Raw genomic sequence first — 26,967 nt, forward strand, 5'->3', positions numbered from 1 at the left:
TAAATAAGAGGGTAGTGTAAATTAACTGCATAATGGTAAAACGGACTAGTTATAGGATCAAGCCTTACGGGCAATTAGTATCGGTTAGCTTAACACATTACTGTGCGTACACACCCGACCTATCAACGTCCTAGTCTTGAACGACCCTTTAAGGGGATTAAGTCCCCGGGGAAGTCTTATCTTGAGGCAAGTTTCCCGCTTAGATGCTTTCAGCGGTTATCTTTTCCGAACATAGCTACCCGGCGATGCCACTGGCGTGACAACCGGTACACCAGAGGTTCGTCCACTCCGGTCCTCTCGTACTAGGAGCAGCCCCCCTCAAACTTCCAACGCCCACGGCAGATAGGGACCAAACTGTCTCACGACGTTTTAAACCCAGCTCACGTACCTCTTTAAATGGCGAACAGCCATACCCTTGGGACCGGCTACAGCCCCAGGATGAGATGAGCCGACATCGAGGTGCCAAACACCGCCGTCGATATGAACTCTTGGGCGGTATTAGCCTGTTATCCCCAGAGTACCTTTTATCCGTTGAGCGATGGCCCTTCCATACAGAACCACCGGATCACTATGACCTGCTTTCGCATCTGCTCGACTTGTCGGTCTCGCAGTTAAGCACGCTTATGCCATTGCACTATCAGTACGATTTCCGACCGTACCTAGCGTACCTTTGTACTCCTCCGTTACGCTTTAGGAGGAGACCGCCCCAGTCAAACTGCCTACCATGCACGGTCCCCGAGCCCGATTCAGGACCCTAGGTTAGAACTTCAAACAAACCAGGGTGGTATTTCAAGGACGGCTCCACGTGAGCTAGCGTTCACGCTTCAAGGCCTCCCACCTATCCTACACAGATCGGTTCAAAGTCCAATGCAAAGCTACAGTAAAGGTTCATGGGGTCTTTCCGTCTAGCCGCGGGTAGTTTGCATCATCACAAACATTTCAACTTCGCTGAGTCTCGGGAGGAGACAGTGTGGCCATCGTTACGCCATTCGTGCAGGTCGGAACTTACCCGACAAGGAATTTCGCTACCTTAGGACCGTTATAGTTACGGCCGCCGTTTACCGGGACTTCAGTCAAGAGCTTTCACCCCATCATTTAATCTTCCGGCACCGGGCAGGCGTCACACCCTATACGTCCACTTTCGTGTTTGCAGAGTGCTGTGTTTTTATTAAACAGTCGCAGCCACCAGTTTATTGCAACCCTTTCACCCTTTTGGCGCAGGCCAGTCAGGCTAATAGGGCGTACCTTATCCCGAAGTTACGGTACCAATTTGCCGAGTTCCTTCTCCCGAGTTCTCTCAAGCGCCTTAGAATACTCATCTCGCCCACCTGTGTCGGTTTGCGGTACGGTCTTGTTAGACTGAAGCTTAGAGGCTTTTCTTGGGACCACTTCTAATTGCTTCGCAGCTTAAAAAGCTGCTCGCCCCGCATCCTTGAATTGCGCGCCCGGATTTGCCAAAGCGCCTTCTTTAATGCAGGGACCGGGATTTCCGACACCCGGACAACCTTCCGCGATCCGTCCCCTCATCGCATCTAACAACGGTACAGGAATATTAACCTGTTTTCCATCAGTTACGCATTTCTGCCTCACCTTAGGGGCCGACTTACCCTACGCCGATGAACGTTGCGTAGGAAACCTTGGGCTTACGGCGAGGGGGCTTTTCACCCCCTTTATCGCTACTCATGTCAGCATTCGCACTTCCGATACCTCCAGCATACTTTTCAGTACACCTTCGCAGGCTTACGGAACGCTCTCCTACCATGCGCATTTAACGTGCGCATCCACAGCTTCGGTAATTGGCTTAGCCCCGTTACATCTTCCGCGCAGGACGACTCGATCAGTGAGCTATTACGCTTTCTTTAAAGGATGGCTGCTTCTAAGCCAACCTCCTGACTGTTTTTGCCTTCCCACTTCGTTTTCCACTTAGCCAATTTTAGGGACCTTAGCTGGTGGTCTGGGTTGTTTCCCTTTCGACGTCGGACGTTAGCACCCGGCGTCTGTCTCCCGTCATTACACTCTTCGGTATTCGGAGTTTGCTATGGTGAAGTAATCCGCAATGGACCCCTCAACCATGACAGTGCTCTACCCCTGAAGGTGATAAACGAGGCACTACCTAAATAGTTTTCGGAGAGAACCAGCTATTTCCAAGTTTGTTTAGCCTTTCACCCCTATCCACAGCTCATCCCCTAACTTTTCAACGTTAGTGGGTTCGGTCCTCCAGTGCGTGTTACCGCACCTTCAACCTGGCCATGGATAGATCACTTGGTTTCGGGTCTACGCCCAGCAACTAATCGCCCTATTCGGACTCGCTTTCGCTACGCCTTCCCTATTTGGTTAAGCTTGCTACTGAACGTAAGTCGCTGACCCATTATACAAAAGGTACGCCGTCACCTCTTACAAGGCTCCGACTGTTTGTATGCATGCGGTTTCAGGATCTATTTCACTCCCCTCCCGGGGTTCTTTTCGCCTTTCCCTTACGGTACTGGTTCACTATCGGTCGATCACGAGTATTTAGCCTTGGAGGATGGTCCCCCCATCTTCAAACAGGATTTCACGTGCCCCGTTTTACTTGTCGTACCCTTAGTTCTACACTTTAGTTTTTGCTTACAGGGCTATCACCTGCTATGGCCGTTTTTTCCAGAACGTTCAGCTAACTATAGTGATAAATGATACAGGCTGATCCCATTTCGCTCGCCACTACTTTGGGAATCTCGGTTGATTTCTTTTCCTGCGGCTACTTAGATGTTTCAGTTCGCCGCGTTCGCTTCACATGACCTATGTATTCAGTCATGGATGACCCATATGGGTCGGGTTTCCCCATTCGGACATCTGCGGATCAAAGCTTATTTGCCAGCTCCCCGCAGCTTTTCGCAGGCTACCACGTCCTTCTTCGCCTGTGATCGCCAAGGCATCCACCACATGCACTTGTTTGCTTGATCCTATAACAAGTCCGTCTTACAGCGCGATAACGTTTAGTTTTTGCGCTGTATGTATTGAGTTGTTTAAACTAATTCAACTACTTAAAAAGTATTTTGAACTACTACCCGTCTATTCATTACATTCATCTCTAGATGTAATGAATATTTTGCTTCTATTCCAAATTGTTAAAGAACGTTACAACTATATTTTACTGATTTTACTTTAAAATCAATCGTCAACGCTCAGATTTTAAGCGCTCTCGATTGATCAGTGGTGGAGGCAGACGGGATCGAACCGACGACCTCCTGCTTGCAAAGCAGGTGCTCTCCCGACTGAGCTATACCCCCTTTTTTTAGCTTTTTTTGATTTACACAGTGCTTGTCGTTTATTAGATTTGTATGGTGGGTCTGGTTGGATTTGAACCAACGACCCCCGCCTTATCAAGACGGTGCTCTAACCGACTGAGCTACAGACCCTTTGTCTGCCTCTGTGATTTTTACAGCCGATAAGTGTGAACACTTGAAGTTTAGATATTTTGCTCTAGAAAGGAGGTGATCCAGCCGCACCTTCCGATACGGCTACCTTGTTACGACTTCACCCCAGTTATGAATCCTACCGTGGTAACCGTCCTCCTTTCGGTTAGACTAGCCACTTCTGGTAAAACCCACTCCCATGGTGTGACGGGCGGTGTGTACAAGACCCGGGAACGTATTCACCGCGACATGCTGATCCGCGATTACTAGCGATTCCAACTTTATGCAGTCGAGTTGCAGACTACAATCCGGACTACGATCGGTTTTTTTGGGATTAGCTCCCCCTCGCGGGTTGGCAGCCCTCTGTTCCGACCATTGTATGACGTGTGAAGCCCTACCCATAAGGGCCATGAGGACTTGACGTCATCCCCACCTTCCTCCGGCTTGTCACCGGCAGTCTCCTTAGAGTGCTCTTGCGTAGCAACTAAGGATAAGGGTTGCGCTCGTTGCGGGACTTAACCCAACATCTCACGACACGAGCTGACGACAGCCATGCAGCACCTGTGTGTTAGTTCTCTTTCGAGCACCTCTACTTCTCAGTGGAGTTCTAACCATGTCAAGGGTAGGTAAGGTTTTTCGCGTTGCATCGAATTAATCCACATCATCCACCGCTTGTGCGGGTCCCCGTCAATTCCTTTGAGTTTTAATCTTGCGACCGTACTCCCCAGGCGGTCAACTTCACGCGTTAGCTACGTTACCAAGGAAATGAATCCCCAACAACTAGTTGACATCGTTTAGGGCGTGGACTACCAGGGTATCTAATCCTGTTTGCTCCCCACGCTTTCGTGCATGAGCGTCAGTATTGACCCAGGAGGCTGCCTTCGCCATCGGTATTCCTCCACATCTCTACGCATTTCACTGCTACACGTGGAATTCTACCTCCCTCTGCCATACTCTAGTTTGGCAGTCACCAATGCAGTTCCCAGGTTGAGCCCGGGGATTTCACATCGGTCTTAGCAAACCGCCTGCGCACGCTTTACGCCCAGTAATTCCGATTAACGCTTGCACCCTACGTATTACCGCGGCTGCTGGCACGTAGTTAGCCGGTGCTTATTCTTCCGGTATCGTCATTGAACCTAGGTATTTGCCAGGTTTTTTTCTTCTCGGATAAAAGTGCTTTACAACCCGAAGGCCTTCTTCACACACGCGGCATTGCTGGATCAGGGTTTCCCCCATTGTCCAAAATTCCCCACTGCTGCCTCCCGTAGGAGTCTGGGCCGTGTCTCAGTCCCAGTGTGGCTGGTCGTCCTCTCAGACCAGCTACAGATCGTCGCCTTGGTAGGCTTTTACTCTACCAACTAGCTAATCTGCCATCGGCCGCCCTTTGAGCGCGAGGCCAAAGGTCCCCCGCTTTCCTCCTTAGAGAATATGCGGTATTAATCCGGCTTTCGTCGGGCTATCCCCCACTCTAAGACACGTTCCGATGTATTACTCACCCGTTCGCCACTTGCCGCCCGGCCGAAGCCTGCGCTGCCGTTCGACTTGCATGTGTAAGGCATGCCGCCAGCGTTTAATCTGAGCCAGGATCAAACTCTTTAGTTTAAATTTGTTACTTATCTAGCTCTTTCGAGCTAGTTGGTTAACTCAAAATTCTTACAATTTTTAATTTCTTAAAAATTGTCTTTATTTGAATAAAACCTGATGATTTTCTTTGCTTTTCTGCGCCTGAATTTAAAAGCAGGTGCAGTTTATCTATCCATCAAGTGCCCACACTTATCGGCTTTTTTTTGTTAAAGAACATTGCGTTAGCCACGCTTTACCTACTTAAGCTTGGCATTCTGGTCGCGTTACTACGTAAGTAGTACAGAACAACGATTGTGAACATAATCTTTCAAAGCGTCAAGCAGTTTCTTGAAGCGGTCAGTGAGACGCTGATCGCTATAAACTAATTTACTGACTTAACGCTGCAACTTAAATTAAGTTAGCTATCGCTGTCCGCATATTTTCTGGTGCGTTTTTGTAATTCTACAATTGCCCCAAAATACTTAACACTGCTTTGATGATTGCTAAGTTTTTTGTAATGATACAATGACTATGCTTAATTACTCTGTTAAGTTACTTTTTTTACTCTATTCCAATTATTGTAATATAGAAGCGTAGATATGTAAAGTGTCGTGTGCGGTATATGCTTTAATTTGTAAATTTTTAAATTGTTCCAATCTTGGCATGCTGCCTTGTTCTGAATATTTTGCCTATCTTCTAGTGCCCCGTACGTGAACGATATGCACAACTTACTAGATAATTCTGGATACCCTCTTTAATTTAAAAACTAATACTCTGTTTCAATACCCTCCTACTCGCATGAGTACATTATTTCTCAAATAGGTAAGTTAAGGATTGGGCGGTATCTGTGCTAGATAGATGATATCTATATATATGTTATCAGGCGCGCTGCTTTGCGTATAATGAATAGATGAAGTCATTACATAAGTTTGTATTGTAGCTATTAATGTAGTTGATGCCTATTTTTTTAAATTTTGAATAAATCTACATTATTACATTATATGTAATAGTTATTACGGGCTAGTTCAAACCTGCCAAAAGAAACGCAGAAGATCGCGCAATTCGCGAAAATCTGCGTAGATATTGGTGGGCCTCCCGTGAGTCGAACACGGCACCAACGGATTATGAGTCCGCTGCTCTAACCAAGCATGAGCTAGAGGCCCAAAGTAGTAATTATAGGTAAAAATAAAGTTTAGTTGCCTTCCAAGAAGGACTTTAGTTTATCTGATCGGCTTGGATGACGCAATTTTCGCAATGCCTTTGCCTCAATTTGACGGATTCGCTCCCGTGTCACGTCAAATTGCTTACCAACCTCTTCTAGTGTATGGTCTGTGCTCATCTCGATACCAAAGCGCATTCTCAATACTTTAGCCTCGCGTGGAGTTAATAAGTCTAGTACATCCCTTACAACGTCTCGCATACTGGCGTGCAATGCAGCGTCGGCCGGGGCCACTGTATTATTGTCTTCGATAAAATCACCTAAGTGAGAATCATCGTCGTCGCCAATCGGCGTCTCCATTGAAATCGGTTCCTTAGCAATTTTCATAATCTTGCGGATTTTATCTTCTGGCATCTCCATTTTTTCAGCGAGTGCTGCTGGGTCCGGCTCAAGACCTGTCTCCTGCAAGATTTGCCGTGAGATTCGATTCATCTTATTAATCGTTTCGATCATGTGAACTGGAATCCGAATTGTGCGCGCCTGGTCTGCAATTGACCGCGTAATTGCCTGACGAATCCACCACGTCGCATATGTGGAGAACTTATAGCCCCGTCGATATTCGAACTTATCAACAGCCTTCATTAGGCCGATATTACCTTCCTGAATTAAATCTAGAAATTGTAAGCCGCGGTTCGTGTACTTTTTTGCAATAGAAATGACTAATCTTAAGTTAGCCTCCGTCATTTCGCGCTTGGCCTGGCGCGCTTTGAGCTCGCCGGCCGCCATCCGGCGATTAGTTTCTTTTAAATCTTTCAGTGGCAACACAACACGCGCCTGCAAGTCGATTAAACGCTGCTGCTGTTCGCGGATCGCCGGGATGTTGCGCGCAAGCACTACACTATATGGATGTTCTCCAGCGACAATTTTTTTGGTCCAGTCTAGGTTAGTTTCATTACCTGGGAAACGCGCAATAAATTCTGCGCGCGGCATACCGCACTTGTCTACGACGATATGTAAAATCTGGCGCTCAACTTGACGAACCTCGTCAAGTTGAGCGCGTAATGTATCGCAGAGCCGCTCAACCGTCCGGGCAGTAAAGCGGATCGACATTAATTCAGCTTGAATTGCCTCTTGTGCCTTTAAGTACGACTTAGACTTGTAGCCTTCCTTCTCATTCGCGCACCGCATTTTGCTGAACCATTCTCGGATTAGTGCAAAGCGCTCTAGTGATGTACGCTTTAGCAACTCGAGCTGCGCGGCGCTAGCAGCGGCTGCCACGGCACTTTCGTCTTCTTCATGATCACCTTCGTTAGTGACATCGGTTTCCGATTCGATCTCATCTGCGTCTAACGTGCTAAAGCCATCCTTATCTAAGGTGTCGGGATCGAGTAGACCATCCACCAGTTCATCCACGCGGATTTCATTGTTCGCGACCCGCTCGATCATCGACAGGATATCGGAGATAGTCGTCGGACACGCTGAAATTGCCTGAACCATATGATTTAGACCATCTTCGATACGCTTAGCAATCTCAATTTCACCTTCCCGCGTTAACAGCTCAACAGTACCCATTTCGCGCATGTACATGCGAACCGGGTCAGTTGTACGGCCAAATTCAGAGTCTACCGTTGATAATGCGACCTCAGCTTCTTCTTCGACCTCGTCATCGGATGACGCTGATGGCGCGTTGTCGTTGAGGAGCAACATCTCTGCATCAGGCGCCTGTTCATAGACAGATATGCCCATATCGTTAAACGTACTGATAATTCCTTCAGTCGCCTCAGTTTCTGCGAAATTATCTGGTAGATGATCGTTGATTTCAGCGTACGTTAAGAAGCCGCGTTCTTTACCTAGCCTAATGAGCGCTCGCAGCTTTGAGCGGCGCTCTTCAAGCTCCTCAGCAGTACCTGGCTGGTGAGACGCGAACGCATCCTTCAGCAGCGCTTTTTCTTTAGCCCTGCGATCTCGTGCTTTAGTCTTTTCACTCTTTGTCGGTGTGGCCGAACCGGCTAACTCATCAAGTTGGCTGGCCTCCTTATCAACTGGTACCTCATTTAGCTTTTTCGTCATGGATATCGCCATTACGGCTCTTCGACAGAAGCCGCTTTAATCGTAGATACTCTTTTAGTACAACTATCCTAGTTAGTGCCCAGTGACGGTAACCCCCCTCTGCTGACTCGCTTTTTTCTAGAACTTTACAGCCCTGTAAATATCATGAACTTACTCGGGGCGGACTGCGCTGGCGGATAGAGCTACATCAACCCGGTCTCCCCCTGCTACCTCGATTGCGCGATGCTTTCCAATGATTTCGCTGTGCGTCTCACCCAACTTTGATCCGCTTTATTTGCAGCTAACCGGACAACAATCTAGCTAAAAACTTTCAATTCTAGCATAGTGCTTATATTTACCCCCCAAGCGAGGGCAATGCGTTTCGACGTTTTAGCTCGGCCCGTCGCTTTAACAACTCGACAAACTCCCTAGCTTGCTCTCCTTCTAATCTAGTCTGCCGAGACAAGATTGTAAGCCTCTCACAGCAAGCGTTATAACGAATTTTCTCGACTACTGCTCTGACTTCATCAGATGCGATCTGCTCTTGCTCATCACGCCGCTTCGCGGTGTCTTCGTCTAGCGGCACATGCAGCAAATCTCGTATATTTTCGTCATAGATTAGAATATTCCGGAAGATTTTCTCATACGTCGGAGCATGTGGAGAATTAAGTAATAGGTCTTTTAACAATCGATACTCAGCGGCATCGCCTAGTTGTCGTGCATGCTCGATTATCTCAGAAAATAAGCTTCCCTGTCGGGACAGCATAGCTAGTGTGTCACAATCTCGTGCATCGAGCATTGAGACAATTCTTGGATACATGATTATGTTTCGTAGTGCCCGATTCTCATTATTAGTAACATAACAACGATTAGACCGTGTTGATGCATTGTGCTTATAGTTCGCAGTAGACTGACACAAGTTGATTTTACAGAATTGTGCTACTTCTTCGATAGGTGTCGATAAACGATCTGCTAGTATGTGTATAATCTGAGCTCTTAGTGCGTTAGACGGCAGTATTTGCAGTAGTGGTTTAGCGTGATACAGGGCTTTAGCTCGTCCCTCTGGCTGAGCAATTTCTTTGCCCGCTAGTACTTCGTTGAGCAGGAACTGCGATAGCGGTATTGCCATCTCAATCTGCTCCGAAAATGCACGAGCGCCGTACTCGCGGATATAGCTGTCCGGATCGTGCTCTGCAGGCAGAAACAGGAAACGAATGGTATGATTATCTGCCGCATGAGGCAGACAGGCGTTTAACGCGCGCTGCGCACCGCGACGGCCTGCGGCGTCGCCATCGAAGCTAAAAATCAACGTATCTGTTTGCTGCAGTAGTTTGTGGACATGTATTGGCGTGCATGCAGTGCCTAGAGTCGCTACTGCGTTTGGAAAGCTCAACTGTGCCAGCGCAACGACATCCATATAACCTTCTACAACTAGAACAAAACCCTTTTCTCGGATTGCAAGGCGTGACTCAAATAAGCCATACAATTCAGTTCCCTTATTAAATAGTGGCGTTTCCGGTGAATTCAAATACTTTGGCTCCTCAACACTATTAAGGGAGCGTGCTCCAAAGCCGATCACCCAGCCACGTAGGTTGCGAATAGGGAAAATGATGCGCTGGCGAAAGCGGTCATAGCGGCGGGCTTCGCCATTACTCGCAGTCTTGTCACTAATAATTACTAGACCTGCGGCACGCAACGCGTCGTTGCGATAGTTCGAAAATGCTGCCTCGAGGTTCTGCCATCTATCCGGCGCATATCCTAATCCGAAACGTAAAGCGATTTCACCGGTCAAGCCTCGCCCCTTTAAGTACTCGATTGCATCTGGCGAACTTCGCAGTTGAGTGCGATAGTAGTCAGCCGCGACCTGCATGATGTCGACGAGCGAACGTCTTTTGCTGTGATTGGCGGCTAATCGATCAACGCTATCCCGCGGTCGGGACGCACTACAACGACTATATGTATTCACTGCGGCGGGCTCATATGGAACGGTAAGCCCAACGGACTGCGCCAACTCATTAACGGCCTCAAGAAATGTTAAGCCAGCATATTTCATGAGGAAACCGATCGCGGTGCCGTTCGCGCCACAGCCGAAACAATAGTAGAACTGTTTAGTCAAACTGACGGTGAACGATGGGCTTTTTTCGCTATGGAATGGACACAACCCACTGAAATTTTTCCCACCTTTTTTTAATTGAATATAGCGTCCTACCACGTCGGTAATATCGACGTGGTTTAGTAGGTCTTGTAGGAATGAATGTGGAATCACTATTTTCCCGGCAAGGCTATTTTGCTGGCAAGGTCACTTTTACTTTCAGGTATCGTTGTTATATCGAAACGCCTCCCCTCTGCGAGGCTGGAATGAGTGAGATTTTTAAGCTCATCTGATCTGTATTGCAACCTAACAGACGAGGCTTACCTATAAAACTTTAAAATTTAGAAGCTGATGTTTCGAATAAACCTTGTCCAGTACTCGATCTAGAATCGAGTCTAGGCAGTATAATGGATCCTACATTGCTTTTTATAGGCAGTGTTCCTGTGAATGCGTACGCGACACAGATTTAAGGAGAGCCGCTTAAACCAAACTGCCAAACCAGCGCAATAGATAAGTAAGGATTACTTCGAAAGTATCTCACTACACAAAGACAGCAATCTGTTATTTAACACGTCGTACGCTTGAGATAGTATATAAAAACCTTACAGGACTCGTTTTTTAATGGGACTGTGTAGTGTATTAACACATGCCTAAGTGTTAGAATTATAGCAGATATACGCACAGATTATTTTTGCCTTAAGCGTTTTCCAACAGTAAAAACGATGCAGCAGCCCGATCCACTACAACTACAAATCACACGCATACTGGCAATTTTACTAAAATCCGCTAATATCATTAGTATACGACTTTTTAGATAAAATTATAACTCTAGTGCCTGACTTCAATCATTATGATTGAATGATCTATAGGTCTGTTAATACTACTGTGCTGACCGTCATTTATAAAAGTGTGGCTACTACCATCACGAGCACCTATAATGCTTTTGGTCAGCACGCGTTCTGCTAAAAATATAGTCAAAAGTGCTATATTGGTGCTGGAGCATATCTTCTAATCGTCAGGCTACAATAGTCGAGACAAACTGCTTCTTGTAAGTGTCATCACACTGACATACATAGTGCGCGTAACAGCGTTAGCAAATCTTGAAGCATATAGCACAGAGCGTGGAGAAAAATAACAGGGTCGTAGGCAGGTAGAGAGCCGAGTTCGTATACACGCTGATGAAATTCACTTCTTCTAGAAATGTCGAATTTCTGAGAAAGAAGTGGTTCGTAATTAATTAAAACGATATAGCTTAATCTGACAACGATAGCCATATACATCTGCTCGCAGCGACAGCGCTAATTATAGCGATATCCCATCATTCTATGGCTCGCACTCTATGGGATTGATGAACATATTAGCCATTGTACTATAATGGTATTATAATACCCAAGTCATATTATGGACCTCGCTTACCACGTAATACTACTTTAGCAAGTCGGCAGAACAAACAACGTTGCATCAAGATCGATCTCTATTTTATCTGAATCTCATGCTGGTCTTAGGTATCGAAAGCTCATGTGATGAAACCGGGATCGCACTATACGACAGCCAGCGAGGCCTGCTTGCACACGTACTACATTCACAAATCATCATGCACCGAGACTATGGTGGCGTAGTGCCAGAACTTGCGTCACGCGACCATATCCGGAACGCGCTACCATTACTAGAGAAGATATTGCAGCGGGTCGGGATTGAACGCACATCAATCGATGCGATTGCATTTACGCAGGGACCTGGGCTTGCCGGTGCGCTGCTTGTCGGAGCTAGCATTGCAAATGCATTAGGATTGGCACTTAACAAACCTGTAATTGGCATTCACCACCTCGAGGGACACCTACTTTCGCCATTGCTTACACAAATGCCGCCGCCCTTTCCATTCGTTGCGCTGTTAGTATCTGGAGGCCATACGCAACTGATGCAGGTGGATAATATCGGTGCCTACCAAATGCTTGGCGAAACCCTAGATGATGCCGCTGGTGAAGCGTTTGACAAGACTGCAAGATTACTAGGACTAGACTACCCAGGAGGTCCTGAAGTTTCGCGTCTCGCTGAGTTTGGTGTACCTGGCGCTGTTAAATTGCCGCGCCCCATGCTCCATTCTGGAGACCTTAACTTCAGCTTTAGTGGATTAAAAACAGCAGCTCTCATGCACCTGAGTCGGATCGGCTCAAACGTTTGCAGGCAGGAAAAAGCCAATCTAGCACGTGGCTTTATTGATGCCACCGTCGACATACTAGTCGCGAAAGCAATTGCCGCCTTAAATCGCACAGGCATGAGGCGGCTTATTGTGGCAGGTGGGGTTGGTGCCAACCGCCAGTTACGCGAAGCGCTGTCTATTATTTCCGATGAACGCGGCTTTGACGTATACTACCCTGATCTCGAACTATGCACTGATAACGGAGCAATGATTGCACTCGTGGGCGCGCTGCGATTGCAACGCAATCCTGCAGAATCGAATACATCGTATGCGTTTACTGTAAAGCCTAATTGGGATCTGAGCGCTATCTATAATCGAGACTAATCGCTAGCCTAGAAACACAACAACATTTAGCATATATTCTTGTATAGAGGTTAATAAAAATCCTTGCACATCTAAGAGCTTCGTTCCGTGGATGTGGCCGCACACCTTATAACGGATTCAGATTCTCGAGTTGATACTCAGGGTTATCTGGAAAGCCGCTTATCATACTCGATCAACGCGTATGCACTATGATTGTGAATCGATTCGAAATTCTCCGCTTCAAGTACATAGGCAACAATTCGTGGATCGGCGTTGAGCCGCTGTGTAATATCGCGCACCAAATCTTCAACAAACTTCGGGTTGTTATACGCCCGTTCAGTAACAAACTTCTCATCTGGGCGCTTGAGCAGCCCCCATAACTCACATGATGCCTCTTCTTCAGCTATCCGTACCAGGTCTTCAACCGGCATGTTATCAGCCACTTCAGCGGTAATCGTCACGTGTGAACGCTGATTATGTGCGCCGTATTCGGAGATCTTTTTTGAGCACGGACACAGACTAGTAACTGGTACTAGCACTTTAGTGAATAGTTGTGTAACGCCATCGCGCGTATCGACACTGAGCGTTACTTCATAGTCAAGTAAGCTGTGTGCGCCAGATACGGGTGCTGTTTTCCGAATGAAATAAGGAAACGTGACTTCGATTCGACCCGACGTAGCTTCGAGTTTTTCTAGCATAGTCGCTATCATAGCGCGAAAATGAGTAATATCTAACGGCGTCTGCGCTTGGTCTAGTAGTAGCGCCATGAAGCGCGACATATGCGTACCCTTCTTCTCAGCGGGAAGGTGCACGTTGAGACCCCAGTATCCCACTGTTGGTTGGATATCGCCTTGCGCCGTCCTTACCATCATCGGATGGCGAACAGCTCTGATACCGACCCGCTGAATCGGGATCTGTCGAGTATCCGACGCGCTTTGCACGTCTAGCATCCCCAAGGGGGGATTTATCTGATTCATTCGAATTCCTTTACGCCAGCCGATGCGCTCCCCAATCTATTTCGACGTTTTCTTGTTACCATTATGGTTTTTCATGCCATGCTTGAAAAGCGATCGCGGATCGCATTAGCAATTCCTACTGCATCTAGACCGCATAAAGCAAGCAGCTGCGCTGAATCACCATGGTCGACGAAATGATCAGGAAGGCCCAATTGTAATACTGGTCTTCTTACCCCTGCAGTTTGTAAGGACTCGATGCATGCAGAGCCAGCACCGCCTATTACACAGCCTTCTTCGACAGTTATAAGCAACTCATGTGTATCGGCGATCTGCCGAACGAGCGCTTCGTCAAGCGGCTTCACAAAACGCATGTTCACAACCGTCGCGTCGAACTCCTGGGCCGCTGTCAAGCTCGGTGTTAGCATCGAGCCGAACGCCAGGATCGCTATGCGGTGGCCAGCCGAAGCATGCGACTTCCGTCGGATTTCCCCTTTGCCAACCTGCAACGCGCGCAACTGTTTTTGTATAGCCACCCCCGGACCCGTACCTCGCGGATAGCGTACTGCGCTCGGCCCATCAAGCCGCAAGCCTGTATGCAGCATCTGCCGACACTCGTTCTCATCAGCTGGCGCCATCACCACCATGTTCGGGATACAGCGCAGATAAGCCATATCGTATGCACCCGCATGTGTGGCACCATCCGCGCCTACCAGGCCCGCGCGATCTAGCGCGAATAGTACTGGTAGATTTTGCAACGCTATATCATGGATGAGCTGGTCATAGCCCCGCTGCAGAAACGTCGAGTAAATTGCTACCACCGGCTTCAATCCTTCTACAGCCAAACCACCGGCAAAGGTTACTGCATGCTGTTCGGCAATGCCGACATCAAAATAGCGTTTCGGAAAACGCCGCTCAAATTCGACTAACCCTGAACCCTCTCGCATTGCCGGCGTAATGCTAACCACCCGCGAGTCGAGTTCTGCTGCATCGCACAGCCATTCACCGAAGACCTGTGTATATGTCTTCTCAGAAGATGCAACCGGTTTAATGCCCTCTGCGGGATTGAATTTACCTGGACCGTGATATAGCACCGGATCGGCTTCGGCGAGCTTGTAGCCCTGACCTTTCTTTGTTACTACATGTAAGAACTGCGGCCCACGCAGTCTGCGGATGTTCTGCAGCGTTGGAATCAGTGAATCGAGGTCGTGCCCATCGATCGGGCCAATATAGTTGAAACCAAATTCTTCAAATAATGTTGCTGGTACCACCATGCCTTTTGCATGCTCTTCGAGTCTGCGCGCAAGTTCTAACATCGACGGTGAGTGACGCAACACCCGCTCAACACTTTTTTTTGCGGTCGCATAAAACTTACCTGACATTAATCGCGCAAGGTACCGGTTCAGTGCACCGACGGGTGGCGAAATCGACATATCATTATCGTTCAAAATCACTAAAAATGGGATTTCCTCACATACGCCAGCATTGTTCAGCGCTTCGAATGCTTCACCGGCAGTCATTGCACCGTCGCCAATCACGGCGATTGTATACCGGTCTTCGCTATTGAGCTGACTAGCAACGGCTATACCTAGTGCTGCCGAAATAGACGTGCTGGAATGCGCAGTGCCAAAAGTGTCGTACTCTGACTCCGAGCGACGAGGGAAACCCGAGATTCCATTCCACTGACGCAGTGTGCTCATCTTATCTCGCCGCCCGGTCAGGATTTTGTGCGGATAGGTTTGATGGCCTACATCCCACACGATCCGTTCCTGCGGTGTGTCGAATACATAGTGCAGGGCGATCGTTAGTTCGACGGTACCAAGGTTCGATGATAAGTGGCCGCCAGTGCGCGATACACTGTCAAGCACAAAAGCGCGCAGCTCATCGGCTAGCGGCTGCAACTGCCGGAGTTCTAGACACCGCAGAGCGGTGGGGTTATCGATGGTTTTCAGAAGGTCGTACATCGTCGTTCCATTCTAAATAATCCTGCAGAGCATGCGCCAATGCTCCTAGCTAATGTGTCCTAATGCTGGTATGTTGCTACTAGCATACCTACTGCCAATAGATCATCTTAATTCATACGCTCCACCACCAGGTCAGCAATTTGCGCAAGCCTCAGCCCACGTTCGCCCAGCGGGGCTAGCGCTAGATGCGCGTCGCGACGTAGTTGTGTTACAAGTTCTCGAGACGCTTGCAGTCCAATGGTTGATACATAGGTTGGTTTTTTGTTAGCTGCATCTTTACCGACTGTTTTGCCGAGTGTAGTTAAATCGGCTGTCACGTCTAGAATGTCGTCGACAATCTGAAATGCTAGGCCTACCGCTCTCGCATACACATCAAGCCCCTCCTCGATATCGGCTGATAGACCGTTACCGCATAGCGCACCCATCCTGACCGCTGCACGTAGCAGTGCGCCGGTTTTCATGTGATGCATCGCCTCCAACTGCGTTTGCGACAACCGCACGCCCACGCTTGCTAAATCGAGCGCCTGCCCGCCAGCCATGCCGAGCGAACCGCTTGCATAAGCAAGTTCACGCATCAAAGCGGCTTTCCGGTGCACGTCGAGCGCATCCGAAGAGAGCGCAATAAATGCCTGCGATTGCAGCGCGTCACCGACGAGAAGTCCTGTTGATTCCTCATATCGTATATGTACGGTCGGCTTACCGCGACGCATATTATCGTCATCCATCGACGGCAAATCGTCGTGGACTAGTGAATACACATGAATTAACTCGAGCGCGCAAGCCGCTGTGTCACGCAGCTGGCCTGGTGCGCCCAGTGCCTGGCCAGCTGCGTGACATAACATCGGGCGCACACGCTTACCGCCTCCTAGAACCGCATAGCGCATTGCCCGATGCAAACGTATTGGCTCAATATCCGCTGACGGTAGTATTGCTGAGAGCGCTGCTTCGGTTTGCAGCAGCACTTCACATACCCACTCATTAAATGCCATATCGCTCATGTGTATTCTCCGTCGTCCATCGATCGATTCATAGGCTTGAGCGTTTCGCCATCGAGTACGCGAACCTGTTGTTCGACTTTTTCGAGCTGCTGTTGGCAATACCCAACCAAAGCTGAACCGCGATGATATGCTGCAAGAGATGCTTCGAGGCTCAACGTGCCCTCTTCCATTTGCTCTACTAAGCGCTCTAGCTCACTAAGTGCTGTTTCGTAATTATCTGGCAATGGGGTATGTGTTCCATCATAGGCTTGGGCAGCAGTGTTCAGAATCATGCACAGGTATTGTTTTCAAGTTGCCTATTTTTAGGAAAATATCGGCTGTTAGAAAATGCGGAATCAGCATTCCGCGCGCCGCATACTTTAGATAATTTTATTTTCTCGCAATAGATATACTTTTAGGCGCTTTACATTATTTTTTATATGGCTAGTTTGTGTTTACTTTCTACGCCTCCATATGGAAAAGTAGAAATGTGTAATCTGCTATGTAGCTTAAGGCTATTCATAGCCGACTGCCTATTTTGACGAAGCTCTTTCTATACATAAGCTCGATTTCCTATTTTAAAACGCGAACGATACTATATAGGTCATTAAATAATGATGCTAAATGTAGAAGATGAGTGATTATCTCGCTATATCCGAAGAGAATCAGGTTGTATACTGAGGAATGTATAATCTATTTAGTTGTATCGAACTGCTAGAAAATACATACCAACACTATTAAAGCATTATGCTCAATGAGCGTATACATGTCGATAATATTATCTTCCTGCCGCACCGCTAGTATGCCAAAAAATTTGTGATACCTGTCTAATCGCAATTTTATTAAACGTCTTACTCATACAGATCGTTTATTATATGAGCAAGTCTCAGCAACTTGCTCTGCCGGTATTTTGAACTTTTCCTATGTTATGACCGGTACAGTCTATCAAATGGATCAACGCATCCAGCAGGCAGCTGCTGCTCGCTAAAATATCGGCCTAATTCTGGAACTACTCCACGTTAATGCGCTTCCTCCCAATTGACGCCCACGCCTAACTTAGCAATCAAGGGCACGTTAAATGTAGCGACTGAACACATGAGTTCAGGAACCTTAGTACGGATTAGCTCTAATTCGTTGTCAGGCACCTCCAGCACCAGTTCATCATGGACTTGCATAATTAGTCGAGAATTGACGCGCTCGCGCTCGATCCAATTCTGTACGGCGATCATCGACATTTTGATCAGGTCGGCTGCAGTACCTTGCATTGGCGCGTTAATTGCGGCACGTTCAGCAGCTTGACGGCGCAGGCTGTTGCCACCACTAATTTCCGGCAGCCATAACCGGCGACCAAACACGGTCTGGACGAAACCACACGATTTCGCCTTTACCCGAGTCTCATCTATATATTGCGCGACCCCAGGATGGCGGAAAAAATAGCGGTTGATATAGAGCTTGGCCGTATCGCGCGAGATACCCAAATTCGATGCAAGGCCAAACGCACTCATGCCGTAAATCAAGCCAAAGTTGATGACTTTTGCAATGCGCCGCTGGTTACTCGTGATGTCCTGCTTCGTCACACCAAAAAGTTCCGATGCAGTTGCACAATGCACATCCTCGCCATGTCTGAAAGCCTCTATTAGTGCTGAGTCGGCTGAGATGTGTGCCATGATGCGCAATTCGATCTGCGAGTAATCGGCTGAGACGATTCTGCTACCCAGCGGAGCGATGAATGCCTCTCGAATGCGCCGACCTTCCGGCGTACGAACCGGGATGTTCTGTAGATTAGGACTATTAGATGTCAGTCGACCAGTTACAGCTACCGCTTGTGCATATTGTGTATGCACACGGCCGGTATCCGGTTTAATCATTTTTGAAAGCTTATCTGTATAAGTGGACTTGAGCTTAGTTAACGCACGGTAGTCGAGCAATACCCTGGGTAGCTGATAATTCTCGGCGAGTTTTTGTAATACATCCTCATCGGTGGATGGCATGCCTGATGGAGTCTTCCTGATCACCGGAAACTGTAATTGTTGAAAGAAGATTTTCCCAATCTGCTTTGGCGAGTTTAAATTGAACTCGCCGCAGGCTAGTGCATACGCTTCAGCCTGTAATTCCAGCAGCCGAATGCCAAGTTCGTTGCTTTGTCTTATTAGCCGATTCTTGTCGATTAGAACCCCATTGCGTTCGATGATCTGCAGCACTCGAGACGTTGGCAGCTCGATTGATCGGTAGACGTAGTCTAGCCCTTTCTCAACCTGGATTTTGAAATATAGAACCCGATGTAACCGTAATGTAATGTCTATATCCTCGGCAGAATATCGGGTAGCTATACCCACTTCGACCTTATCGAAGCTAATTTGTGCCGTGCCTTTTCCAGTCACATCTTCGTACTTCAGTATTTGTTCGCTGAGATGCCGCATCGCAAGCGTACTGATATCGTGTGAGCAGTGCGATTCGAGTACATACGACTCCAATAAAATATCGTGCTCAATGCCGGTTAGCGTGATAGCGTAATTAGCTAAAACCTGCGCATCATACTTAAGATGTTGGCCAACTTTCTTATGCGCAGAGTTCTCCAGCCACGGCTTCAGTCGTTTGAGTACCTCAGTGCGAGAGAGTTGCACTGGGTGATCCGGTCCACAGTGCGCAAGTGGAATATATGCAGCGCGCCCTGGCACAGTTGAAAATGATATTCCGACAATGTGCGCGCACATTGGATCCAGCGACGTAGTTTTAGTACTAAAAGACGTAAGTGGTGCCACCTCGATCATGGCCAACCATTGCTCGAACTGCTCCCATGCGTTAACAGTTTCATACTGCCGTTCGATGTCAGGCGCGCACTGAGTCTCGCAATTAGTTACGCATCTAACGTGCCCGGATTCGCTATCGAGATCGCGTAACCACTTTTTAAAACCGCATCGCGAATAGACGTCGCGCAGTTCGTCTTTATCTTCTATTCGCGTCTGTAGAGACATTGCAATGGATTGCATATGCGAGGACAGGTCGCATGCAGTGTGTATGGTGACGAGCCTGCGCGCAGTGGGTAGGAATGTGAGTACACGACGTAGATTGTTGCCGATTGTACCCTTGATATCATTCGCATGCTTGATAATGCCATCTAGAGACTGATATTGCGCAAGCAATTTAAGTGCAGTATTTGGCCCACATTTATCCACGCCAGGTACATTATCGGCAGTATCACCGATCAACGCTAGGTAGTCGACGATACGCTCAGGAGTCACGCCGAACTTCGCGATCACGCCGTTACGATCTAGCCACTGATTGGTCATCGTATTAATCAATGTGACACGCTCGTTTACCAGTTGCGTGAGATCTTTATCCCCGGTGGACACCACCACATGCATACCGGCCTGCGCGGCGCGCACTGCCAGAGTTCCGATCACGTCATCAGCTTCTACATGCTCGATCATTAGCAGCGGCCAGCCTAGCGCACGTACCGCAACGTGGATTTTCTCAATCTGCTGGGACAAGTCTTCTGGTATTGGTAATCGGTTTGCTTTATAGTCCGGATACCAGTCTTCACGAAATGTCTTGCCTTTTGCATCGAACACGCACGCGCTATATTTTGCTGAAATGTCGCGACGCAATCGCTTCATCATATTAATCAGACCAAATAGCGCACCTGTCGGACTACCATCCGGCCCACGCAAGTTCGGCATCGCATAATATGATCGGTACAAATAACTCGAACCATCGACTAATAGCAGAGTTTCACCTTCGAGGTTTCGCTTCTCGAGCATTATAACCAACAGAAAATTGACTATGAGGCTGCGTTTGCTCGCATATTAAAAAATAGCGACAGCCAAAAATGGTTATCCATTCTGGAGGGTGCTCATGATTATCGCAGAGTAGATCGATACAGCTGAGTACTTATCTATAATCTATTCATCTATCTCCATCTATAATTTTACCCACCTTGTGCTTAACTTCCGACAACGTAAACTTGCTACTTCGATTACCTACAGGCATCTCCATGCTAGATTTTAGCGATCTGTATAACAGATCACAGCATTATTTGAATCTATCAACAAAAAGAAGCGCATGCGGACCAAAACACCCCTTGAGTCGATCTAAATCTCGAGTTGCAGCATGAGTAAATCGGCAGCGATATTAGAATATTTCACTACGCCTCACTCTATTCTTCGCCTATAAGATTACATTCGCGGAAAATGCGGATGAGTAATCATCATTCTCGATGAGTTCGGAGCTTCCGACATACGCGAAAAAAGTGTGGGCGCCGATACACACTAAAAAAGTGCATTCGAATGGGCCTGCTAGACTAGCTCCACAATTTGCTCGAGCCGATAAGACTTAATTGACCCACCCGATATCGTAGTTAATATAACTGTTCGATCAGCTGAGGCTGTCATGCGGAGAATATACTTGCATTCTACGAAACATGAGTGCTACCTCACAATCCAGGCCAAGAGCGACGAAGACCAAATGCTCTACTTATAGACGTCGAACCCAAACTATCTTGTTTAACTCGAGAAGAATCTCCGGAACAAAAAACATGCTGAGACTGCGCACAACAGAAAATTGTGGGAAATCAATGTATTTTCCTGTGTCTATAAGCCGCACTAATTAACCTACCTAAGATAAGCATAGATAAAGAAAAATTAGGCGAGGCCGACAACACTACTGCCTCATATAGATTTACTACTGAAATATTACTACATTACAACTAGGCGCATTGAGGCTATGTAGTAGATTTATCTCGTCTACTATGTATAGACGCTGTAGCGTCTATACGCTAATTTATAGTGATCTTACCTGCACATAGCAAAACCGATCTACAAATTCCTGAACATCCTCCAGTTTGTCGTGCAGCAGCTTGACAGCCCAGTACTGCACGCGTAAGTGAATACTATTTGCTACGATATAACTTAGACAACGCAGGTACTGATATAAAACAGTAGAATGCGCACCACTGTCAGCCTTTACAATGCGGCTATCCAATACTGACAGACTTGGTGTATCAAAGAGGGAGCGTATCTGCCACAAGCGGTCAACATCCCAACCCCCCGCCCAAGTAGATGCCCTTCCCGCAGATGCGGGATAAGTCGTAATGAACAACCGCGCATACCTTATCTCGATCGAGATTTTATGATTCTTTACGAGTAATCCGCATTATTCACGGTAGTAGTGAGCGAACAAGCCCACTGGGGTTATTGGCATAGTTTCATCAATGTTAGGAGCCACGAGCAAACTATACAAGTGGTAAGACTCGTAGATATACATGTCACTGATATACGTTTCGATGCATTGATGATGTGATAAATAGCGGATAGCTACCCGGAAATTCTGCCAAGATTATTGAAAGCTTCCGCGAAAAATACAGCAGATGCGTTCATTATTGTTATCTAGAGTAGATTGCAATGGCATGAGCACAAAAGAGGGCAGCGCGCCTGCACAGATCTGCGCTGATCGATATATCACAGAACATGGCTAGGATATGGGGTGCGAAAATACAGCAACAAAATTACGCTAGCGCATATTACGTACGCTGGTTTGTTAAAATCAGCCAACTGTTTCGGAGAATTGTCATGAAGCCGTTCCACACTGCATTTGAAGCAACCGCTCGCGTTACGAACTGGGCCGCGACCATGTTAGTAGTACTTACCCAGGCATTTACTGCCATGATCGTTTCTACAGATGATCTTATTAAGGTCGGACGCCGCAGCAAAAAGACGGGTATCGCCGCCGCTTTGAGGGGTATAAAAGAGGCCGTTATCTTTTCGAATCGAAAGGTCACACACCAACACTGCCGGCGTTACATATGCAACAGCAGCATTCGATATACCCCGTACATCCAGCCTTCATTAAAAGAGTCCGAACGATATATTAATGACCGAATATTGCAATCGTGGCAAACACATCGAGATCCAGGTCCATTCGAACTTCGACATGTGCAACCAGATCAGTGCTTTGCCGAATGCTTCGCCATAAATAAATAAGAGTGACACGCTGTTTATACGGCCTCTGCTCTTAACACTCAAGTACTGATCACCTCTCTGGTGGCAGCCTTTGAACCTGTCCAACGACGTCTGCATGGCCGTTTTCACCGCCGTTCCCGAAGCCCAACTTGCCGCCTGGGTTCAGCACTACGCGATAGGCAAAATTATCGATTTCCGCGGCATTGCATCGGGAATCGAAAACAGCAATTTTTTCTTGACGACAACCACTGGTAAGTACGTGCTAACCATCTTTGAGAAGCTTGATGCACATGAGTTACCGTTTTACTTGGAATTGATGCGACATCTAGCAGCACATCACGTGCCAGTGCCCGATCCAATGCGCCGAGACGACGGTGCGTTGTTCGGTATATTAATGGATAAGCCAGCTGCAATTGTGACTCGGCTGGAGGGCTCTCCGCGTCTAACACCGCAGCCTATGCACTGTGCCGAAGTCGGACAAATGCTAGCAAAAATGCACGTTGCCGGGGAAGATATCCTCATGCGACAGCCGAATTTGCGCAGCTTATCTTGGTGGAAAGATAATGTCCCAGCGGTATTGCCCTACATTACTGATGCACAGCAGCAGTTGCTAGTCAGTGAATTAGCGTATCATCAGATATTCTTTTCCTCGCCCGACTATGCATTGCTGCCCGGCGGGCCATGCCACTGCGATTTATTTCGTGATAACGTACTCTTCGAATCGCGTGATGGGCGAGATACGTTATGTGGCTTTTTTGACTTCTATTTTGCTGGCTGTGATAAGTGGCTGTTCGATGTCGCCGTAACTGTCAACGACTGGTGCATAAATCTAGATACCGGTCGTCTAGATCACGCACAAACACAGGCGTTGTTGCGTGCATACCACACTGTTCGACCCTTTACCTCTACTGAGGCGCGGCATTGGCGCAACATGCTGCGCGCTGGTGCATTGCGCTTTTGGCTATCTCGGCTGTATGATTTTTACTTGCCACGCGATGCTCATCTCCTCAAGCCGCACAATCCCACTCATTTCGAGTGCGTGTTGCGTGAGCGTATCGGCACCAGCGCGTTGCCGTGGCTTTAATCTTTTCTGCTATGCGACTAATTAAGACACCAGCGAAATCCGGCTATGTCTGGTTCCGCCAAGGTATCTGGCTTTTCAGCAAGAGCCCTCTGACCTTCCTGACAATTTTCTTTACCTATTTTGTCTCGATGCTGCTCGTCACCCATCTACCGATAGTTGGTTCCATGCTATGGCTGATACTTGTACCGAGCTTATTCGTTGGGTTTATGAGTATATGCCGCGATGTGATTGCTGGTCATCATGTGTTACCTCTCGCGTTATTTACCAGCTTTCGCGTACATCGTAGTGATGTCATACGACAGCTATTTAAGCTCGGTCTAATCTATCTCGGGCTAATTACTGCAAGCTTATCTATAATGTCGCTAATTCACGGTGGATCGCTGATCAAAACTATTGTTAGCGAGTTAAAGCCAAATAACGATGTCTCCACCAGTGGTATCTTTCTTTCCCATATCGCAATGGGCTTGATTATCCACGTGCCGACAATGATGCTTTTCTGGTTCGCGCCACTGCTAACCGCTTGGCATCGTGTGCCGCCAATCAAGGCAATGTTTTTTAGCGTCGTAGCCTGTTGGTATAACCGTAGTGCGTTTCTCGTCTACCTAGCTACGTGGTTCATGCTCGTAATAGCTGTATCGCTGATGCTCGGTTTCGTGCTGAACGCCTGCGGCTTAACAAACGGTGTTCTGACTGTACTTTTGCCTGTGAGTATAATCTTGTGGGCAATGATTTACTGCTCATTTTACGCGACTTATCGCGGCTGTTTCACTATCGAATAGTGCATTATTTCACTGCCTGACGCGTAATCTGTTGCAATGTGAGTGGCACAATGCGAGTGACCAGCGTTGTATCGCAGAACGGGGGGGCTATTTAACTGCATTGTTTAAAGATTGACAGTGGTTTGTTATATTGACCGCAATTTTGCGACTGCTAGTACAAGCCATTTCGTGCAGCGCCGATTAAATATAACTTGTGCTTTCGCGTTTTCTCCCTCTCCTTCTAATGCAGTAATCTTGCCCTCGCCGAATTTTTCGTGGAAGACGGGTTGACCAATCCAAAAGCCACTTTTCGAAGTGCGATGCTGGTTCGAAAATGCCGGAACACGGTCATCAAAGTGCACGTTTTTCTGGCTACCACCGCCGCGGCTAGACCAATTTTTCCTCCATTTAGTAGAGTCACTAGAATTAACGCTTTTTCCCGGTTTTCCTAGGTATGGACTGTGCTCTCGCTTAGGCGAGAGCCACTTCAATACCGCATTCGGTAATTCATCAAAGAAACGTGAACGCACGTTATAGCGTGTTTGACCATGCAGCATTCTGCTTTGGGCAAACGACAAGTAAAGTTGCTCTTTGGCGCGTGTGATTGCAACGTACATCAGGCGACGCTCTTCCTCAAGCCCATCCCGCTGGATCATACTGTTTTCATGCGGAAACAAGCCTTCTTCAAGGCCAGTAATAAAGACGGCGGAAAATTCAAGCCCCTTAGCAGCATGCACTGTCATCAATTTTACCGAGTGCTCGCTATTCTGTAGCTGATTATCGCCCGCCTCGAGCGAGGCATGCGCTAAAAAACCGGCCAGCGGCGTCATCTCGTCAGAATGCTGTGCTAGTAGATCAAGTCGTGACTCATCTAGTAGGTCCCGCCCGCCGTTATTATCCGACCACTGCAGCATCGAAACGCAGCTTTCGCTTCCCGCAGCAAGCGGAATCGGGTGCGCCGGTATATCAAGGCTATAACCCTCCTCCGAGGCGAACGCGTTAGCCGCGTTCACTAGTTCCAGCAAGTTATCAATGCGTTCCTGGCCGTCACGCTCATTAGCATAGAATTTTTCTAGTCCACTCAAGCGAATCACCGCCTCAACCATATCTGGCAAGCTCATCACGTAGGTTTCACTACGTATCAGCTCAATCAATTCAAGAAACCTGCCAAGGGTCTGGCCGGCCTTACCGAATATATAAGGAATTGCCTCTACCATCGAGCAGTTATATAGCCGAGCAGCATCGGCTAGTTGCTCAAGCGAGCGTGCACCAATACCACGGGCTGGGAAATTAACTACCCGAACAAATGCAGTATCATCATTTCGATTAATAATCAACCGCAGGTACGCAAGCGCATGCTTGACTTCTTGTCGCTCAAAAAAACGCAGTCCGCCATAGATCTGATATGGAATCCCGGCATTGATTAGTGTATGTTCGACTATACGAGACTGAGCGTTGCTTCGATAAAGCACCGCAATCGCGCTGAGCGATAGGCCCGTGTCAATGAGAGCGCGGATTTCCTCGACAACCCAACTGGCTTCTTGTGAATCGGTCATTGCCCTATAGACTAACACCGGTTTTCCGTGACCAGCATCGGTACGCAGATTTTTGCCAAGACGCTTAGAATTATGTGCGATTAGCGCATTAGCGGTATCGAGAATATTGCCGTGCGAACGATAGTTTCGCTCAAGCTTGATGAGATGCTGGACGTTAAATTCGCGCTTAAAGTCGAGCATGTTTCCAACGTTAGCGCCACGAAATGCATAAATCGACTGGTCGTCGTCGCCAACCGCAAATATTGTGTCGTTCTGCCCGGCAAGCAGCTTCAGCCACGCATATTGCAATTTATTGGTATCCTGGAACTCGTCAACTAGAATATGGTGGAATCGGGCCTGATAATGTGCCCGCAGAGCCGGGTTGTGTTGCAGCAGCTCATAGCAACGCAGCTGTAATTCTGAAAAATCGACAACCCCCTCGCGTTGGCACTGTTGTTCGTAGGCAGCATATAGCTCTACGCACTTACGATGAAAATTGTCATTCGCATCAACCTGCTCAGATCTCAAATTTTGCTCTTTCGCGTTGTTGATGAAGTACTGAAAATTCTTTGCGGAATATTTCTCGTCATCGATTTTCAGGCTCTTCATCAGCCGCTTGATTATTGACAACTGATCTGCCGCATCTAAGATCTGAAAGCTCTGTGGTAACCCAGCATCGCCGTAATGAGATCGTAGCATCCGGTTGCATAATCCATGAAATGTACCAATCCACAGGTTGCGCGTACTAACTGGCAGCATCGCCTCGAGGCGGACCAGCATCTCGTGCGCTGCCTTATTCGTAAAAGTGACAGCCAGAATGCCTGATGGGTCTGCTTTGCCGCGCGAGATTAACCATGCAATGCGGGTAATGAGCACGCGAGTCTTTCCGCTACCTGCTCCCGCAAGAATTAGCGCGGGTTCATTGGGCAGCGTCACCGCTGCACATTGCTCTGGATTCAGATTGGCAAGAAAATCAGACAT

The 26,967-nt window shown here is 47.7% G+C and carries 12 protein-coding genes, 3 tRNA genes and 2 rRNA genes; 4 read left to right on the forward strand and 13 right to left on the reverse strand.

Translation table 11 applies throughout. The annotated features are described in order from the left end of the window. Nucleotides 1-53: 53 nt before the first annotated feature. The 7 genes from GJV44_RS01025 to dnaG form a co-directional block, all read right to left on the reverse strand. Nucleotides 54-2,939, reverse strand: a 23S ribosomal RNA gene (locus GJV44_RS01025). A 251-nt stretch (nucleotides 2,940-3,190) separates the two neighbouring features. Then, nucleotides 3,191-3,266 (reverse strand) — tRNA-Ala (locus tag GJV44_RS01030). 52 nt (nucleotides 3,267-3,318) lie between these two features. Then, nucleotides 3,319-3,395, reverse strand: a tRNA-Ile gene (locus GJV44_RS01035). A gap of 68 nt (nucleotides 3,396-3,463) precedes the next feature. Then, a 16S ribosomal RNA gene (locus GJV44_RS01040) occupies nucleotides 3,464-4,994 on the reverse strand. The 16S and 23S rRNA genes sit together here with 2 tRNA genes alongside, the layout of an rRNA operon. A 1,045-nt stretch (nucleotides 4,995-6,039) precedes the next feature. Then, a tRNA-Ile gene (locus GJV44_RS01045) sits at nucleotides 6,040-6,118 on the reverse strand. A 29-nt stretch (nucleotides 6,119-6,147) separates the two neighbouring features. Continuing rightward, on the reverse strand, nucleotides 6,148-8,184 hold the full coding sequence (gene rpoD / locus GJV44_RS01050; RefSeq protein WP_226806663.1) for an RNA polymerase sigma factor RpoD: 2,037 nt from the start codon (nucleotides 8,182-8,184) through the stop codon (nucleotides 6,148-6,150). Between the two features lie 334 nt (nucleotides 8,185-8,518). Continuing rightward, the gene (gene dnaG / locus GJV44_RS01055) at nucleotides 8,519-10,429 is read right to left on the reverse strand and encodes a DNA primase (RefSeq protein ID WP_226806664.1); all 1,911 of its coding nucleotides are present in this window, start codon (nucleotides 10,427-10,429) and stop codon (nucleotides 8,519-8,521) included. A gap of 1,318 nt (nucleotides 10,430-11,747) precedes the next feature. Here dnaG and tsaD point away from each other — a divergent pair. After that, on the forward strand, nucleotides 11,748-12,779 hold the full coding sequence (gene tsaD / locus GJV44_RS01060; RefSeq protein ID WP_226806665.1) for a tRNA (adenosine(37)-N6)-threonylcarbamoyltransferase complex transferase subunit TsaD: 1,032 nt from the start codon (nucleotides 11,748-11,750) through the stop codon (nucleotides 12,777-12,779). Nucleotides 12,780-12,922: 143 nt separating this feature from the next. On the opposite strand, the gene folE2 is transcribed toward tsaD, so the two are convergent. The 5 genes from folE2 to polA form a co-directional block, all read right to left on the reverse strand. Beyond that, entirely contained in the window at nucleotides 12,923-13,735 is an 813-nt protein-coding gene (gene folE2, locus GJV44_RS01065) for a GTP cyclohydrolase FolE2 (protein WP_226806666.1), read from the reverse strand. A gap of 71 nt (nucleotides 13,736-13,806) precedes the next feature. Next, nucleotides 13,807-15,675 carry a 1-deoxy-D-xylulose-5-phosphate synthase gene (gene dxs / locus GJV44_RS01070; protein ID WP_226806667.1) on the reverse strand — a complete coding sequence of 623 codons (1,869 nt, stop codon included), beginning with the start codon at nucleotides 15,673-15,675 and terminating at the stop codon, nucleotides 13,807-13,809. 107 nt (nucleotides 15,676-15,782) lie between these two features. Then, on the reverse strand, nucleotides 15,783-16,664 hold the full coding sequence (locus tag GJV44_RS01075) for a polyprenyl synthetase family protein (RefSeq protein ID WP_226806851.1): 882 nt from the start codon (nucleotides 16,662-16,664) through the stop codon (nucleotides 15,783-15,785). A 5-nt stretch (nucleotides 16,665-16,669) separates the two neighbouring features. Continuing rightward, nucleotides 16,670-16,945, reverse strand: coding sequence for an exodeoxyribonuclease VII small subunit (locus GJV44_RS01080; protein ID WP_226806668.1), 276 nt, complete (start codon nucleotides 16,943-16,945; stop codon nucleotides 16,670-16,672). 726 nt (nucleotides 16,946-17,671) lie between these two features. Continuing rightward, on the reverse strand, nucleotides 17,672-20,413 hold the full coding sequence (gene polA, locus GJV44_RS01085) for a DNA polymerase I (RefSeq protein WP_226806669.1): 2,742 nt from the start codon (nucleotides 20,411-20,413) through the stop codon (nucleotides 17,672-17,674). A gap of 1,806 nt (nucleotides 20,414-22,219) precedes the next feature. On the opposite strand from polA, the gene GJV44_RS01090 reads away from it, so the two are divergent. The 3 genes from GJV44_RS01090 (at nucleotide 22,220) to GJV44_RS01100 (ending at nucleotide 24,472) form a co-directional block, all read left to right on the forward strand. Further along, nucleotides 22,220-22,630 carry a hypothetical protein gene (locus tag GJV44_RS01090; RefSeq protein WP_226806670.1) on the forward strand — a complete coding sequence of 137 codons (411 nt, stop codon included), beginning with the start codon at nucleotides 22,220-22,222 and terminating at the stop codon, nucleotides 22,628-22,630. A 94-nt stretch (nucleotides 22,631-22,724) separates the two neighbouring features. After that, nucleotides 22,725-23,693, forward strand: a complete 969-nt coding sequence (locus tag GJV44_RS01095) for a homoserine kinase (protein WP_226806671.1) — start codon at nucleotides 22,725-22,727, stop codon at nucleotides 23,691-23,693. After that, a complete protein-coding gene (locus GJV44_RS01100; RefSeq protein WP_226806672.1) occupies nucleotides 23,684-24,472 on the forward strand; it encodes a BPSS1780 family membrane protein in 789 nt (262 codons plus the stop codon). The genes GJV44_RS01095 and GJV44_RS01100 overlap by 10 nt, the downstream gene beginning before the upstream one ends. 125 nt (nucleotides 24,473-24,597) lie before the next feature. Here GJV44_RS01100 and GJV44_RS01105 read toward each other — a convergent pair whose 3' ends face one another. Then, entirely contained in the window at nucleotides 24,598-26,967 is a 2,370-nt protein-coding gene (locus tag GJV44_RS01105; protein ID WP_226806852.1) for a UvrD-helicase domain-containing protein, read from the reverse strand.

The sequence above is a fragment of the Candidatus Vallotiella adelgis genome, assembly GCF_020541305.1.
Classification (GTDB): Bacteria; Pseudomonadota; Gammaproteobacteria; order Burkholderiales; family Burkholderiaceae; genus Mycetohabitans; species Mycetohabitans adelgis.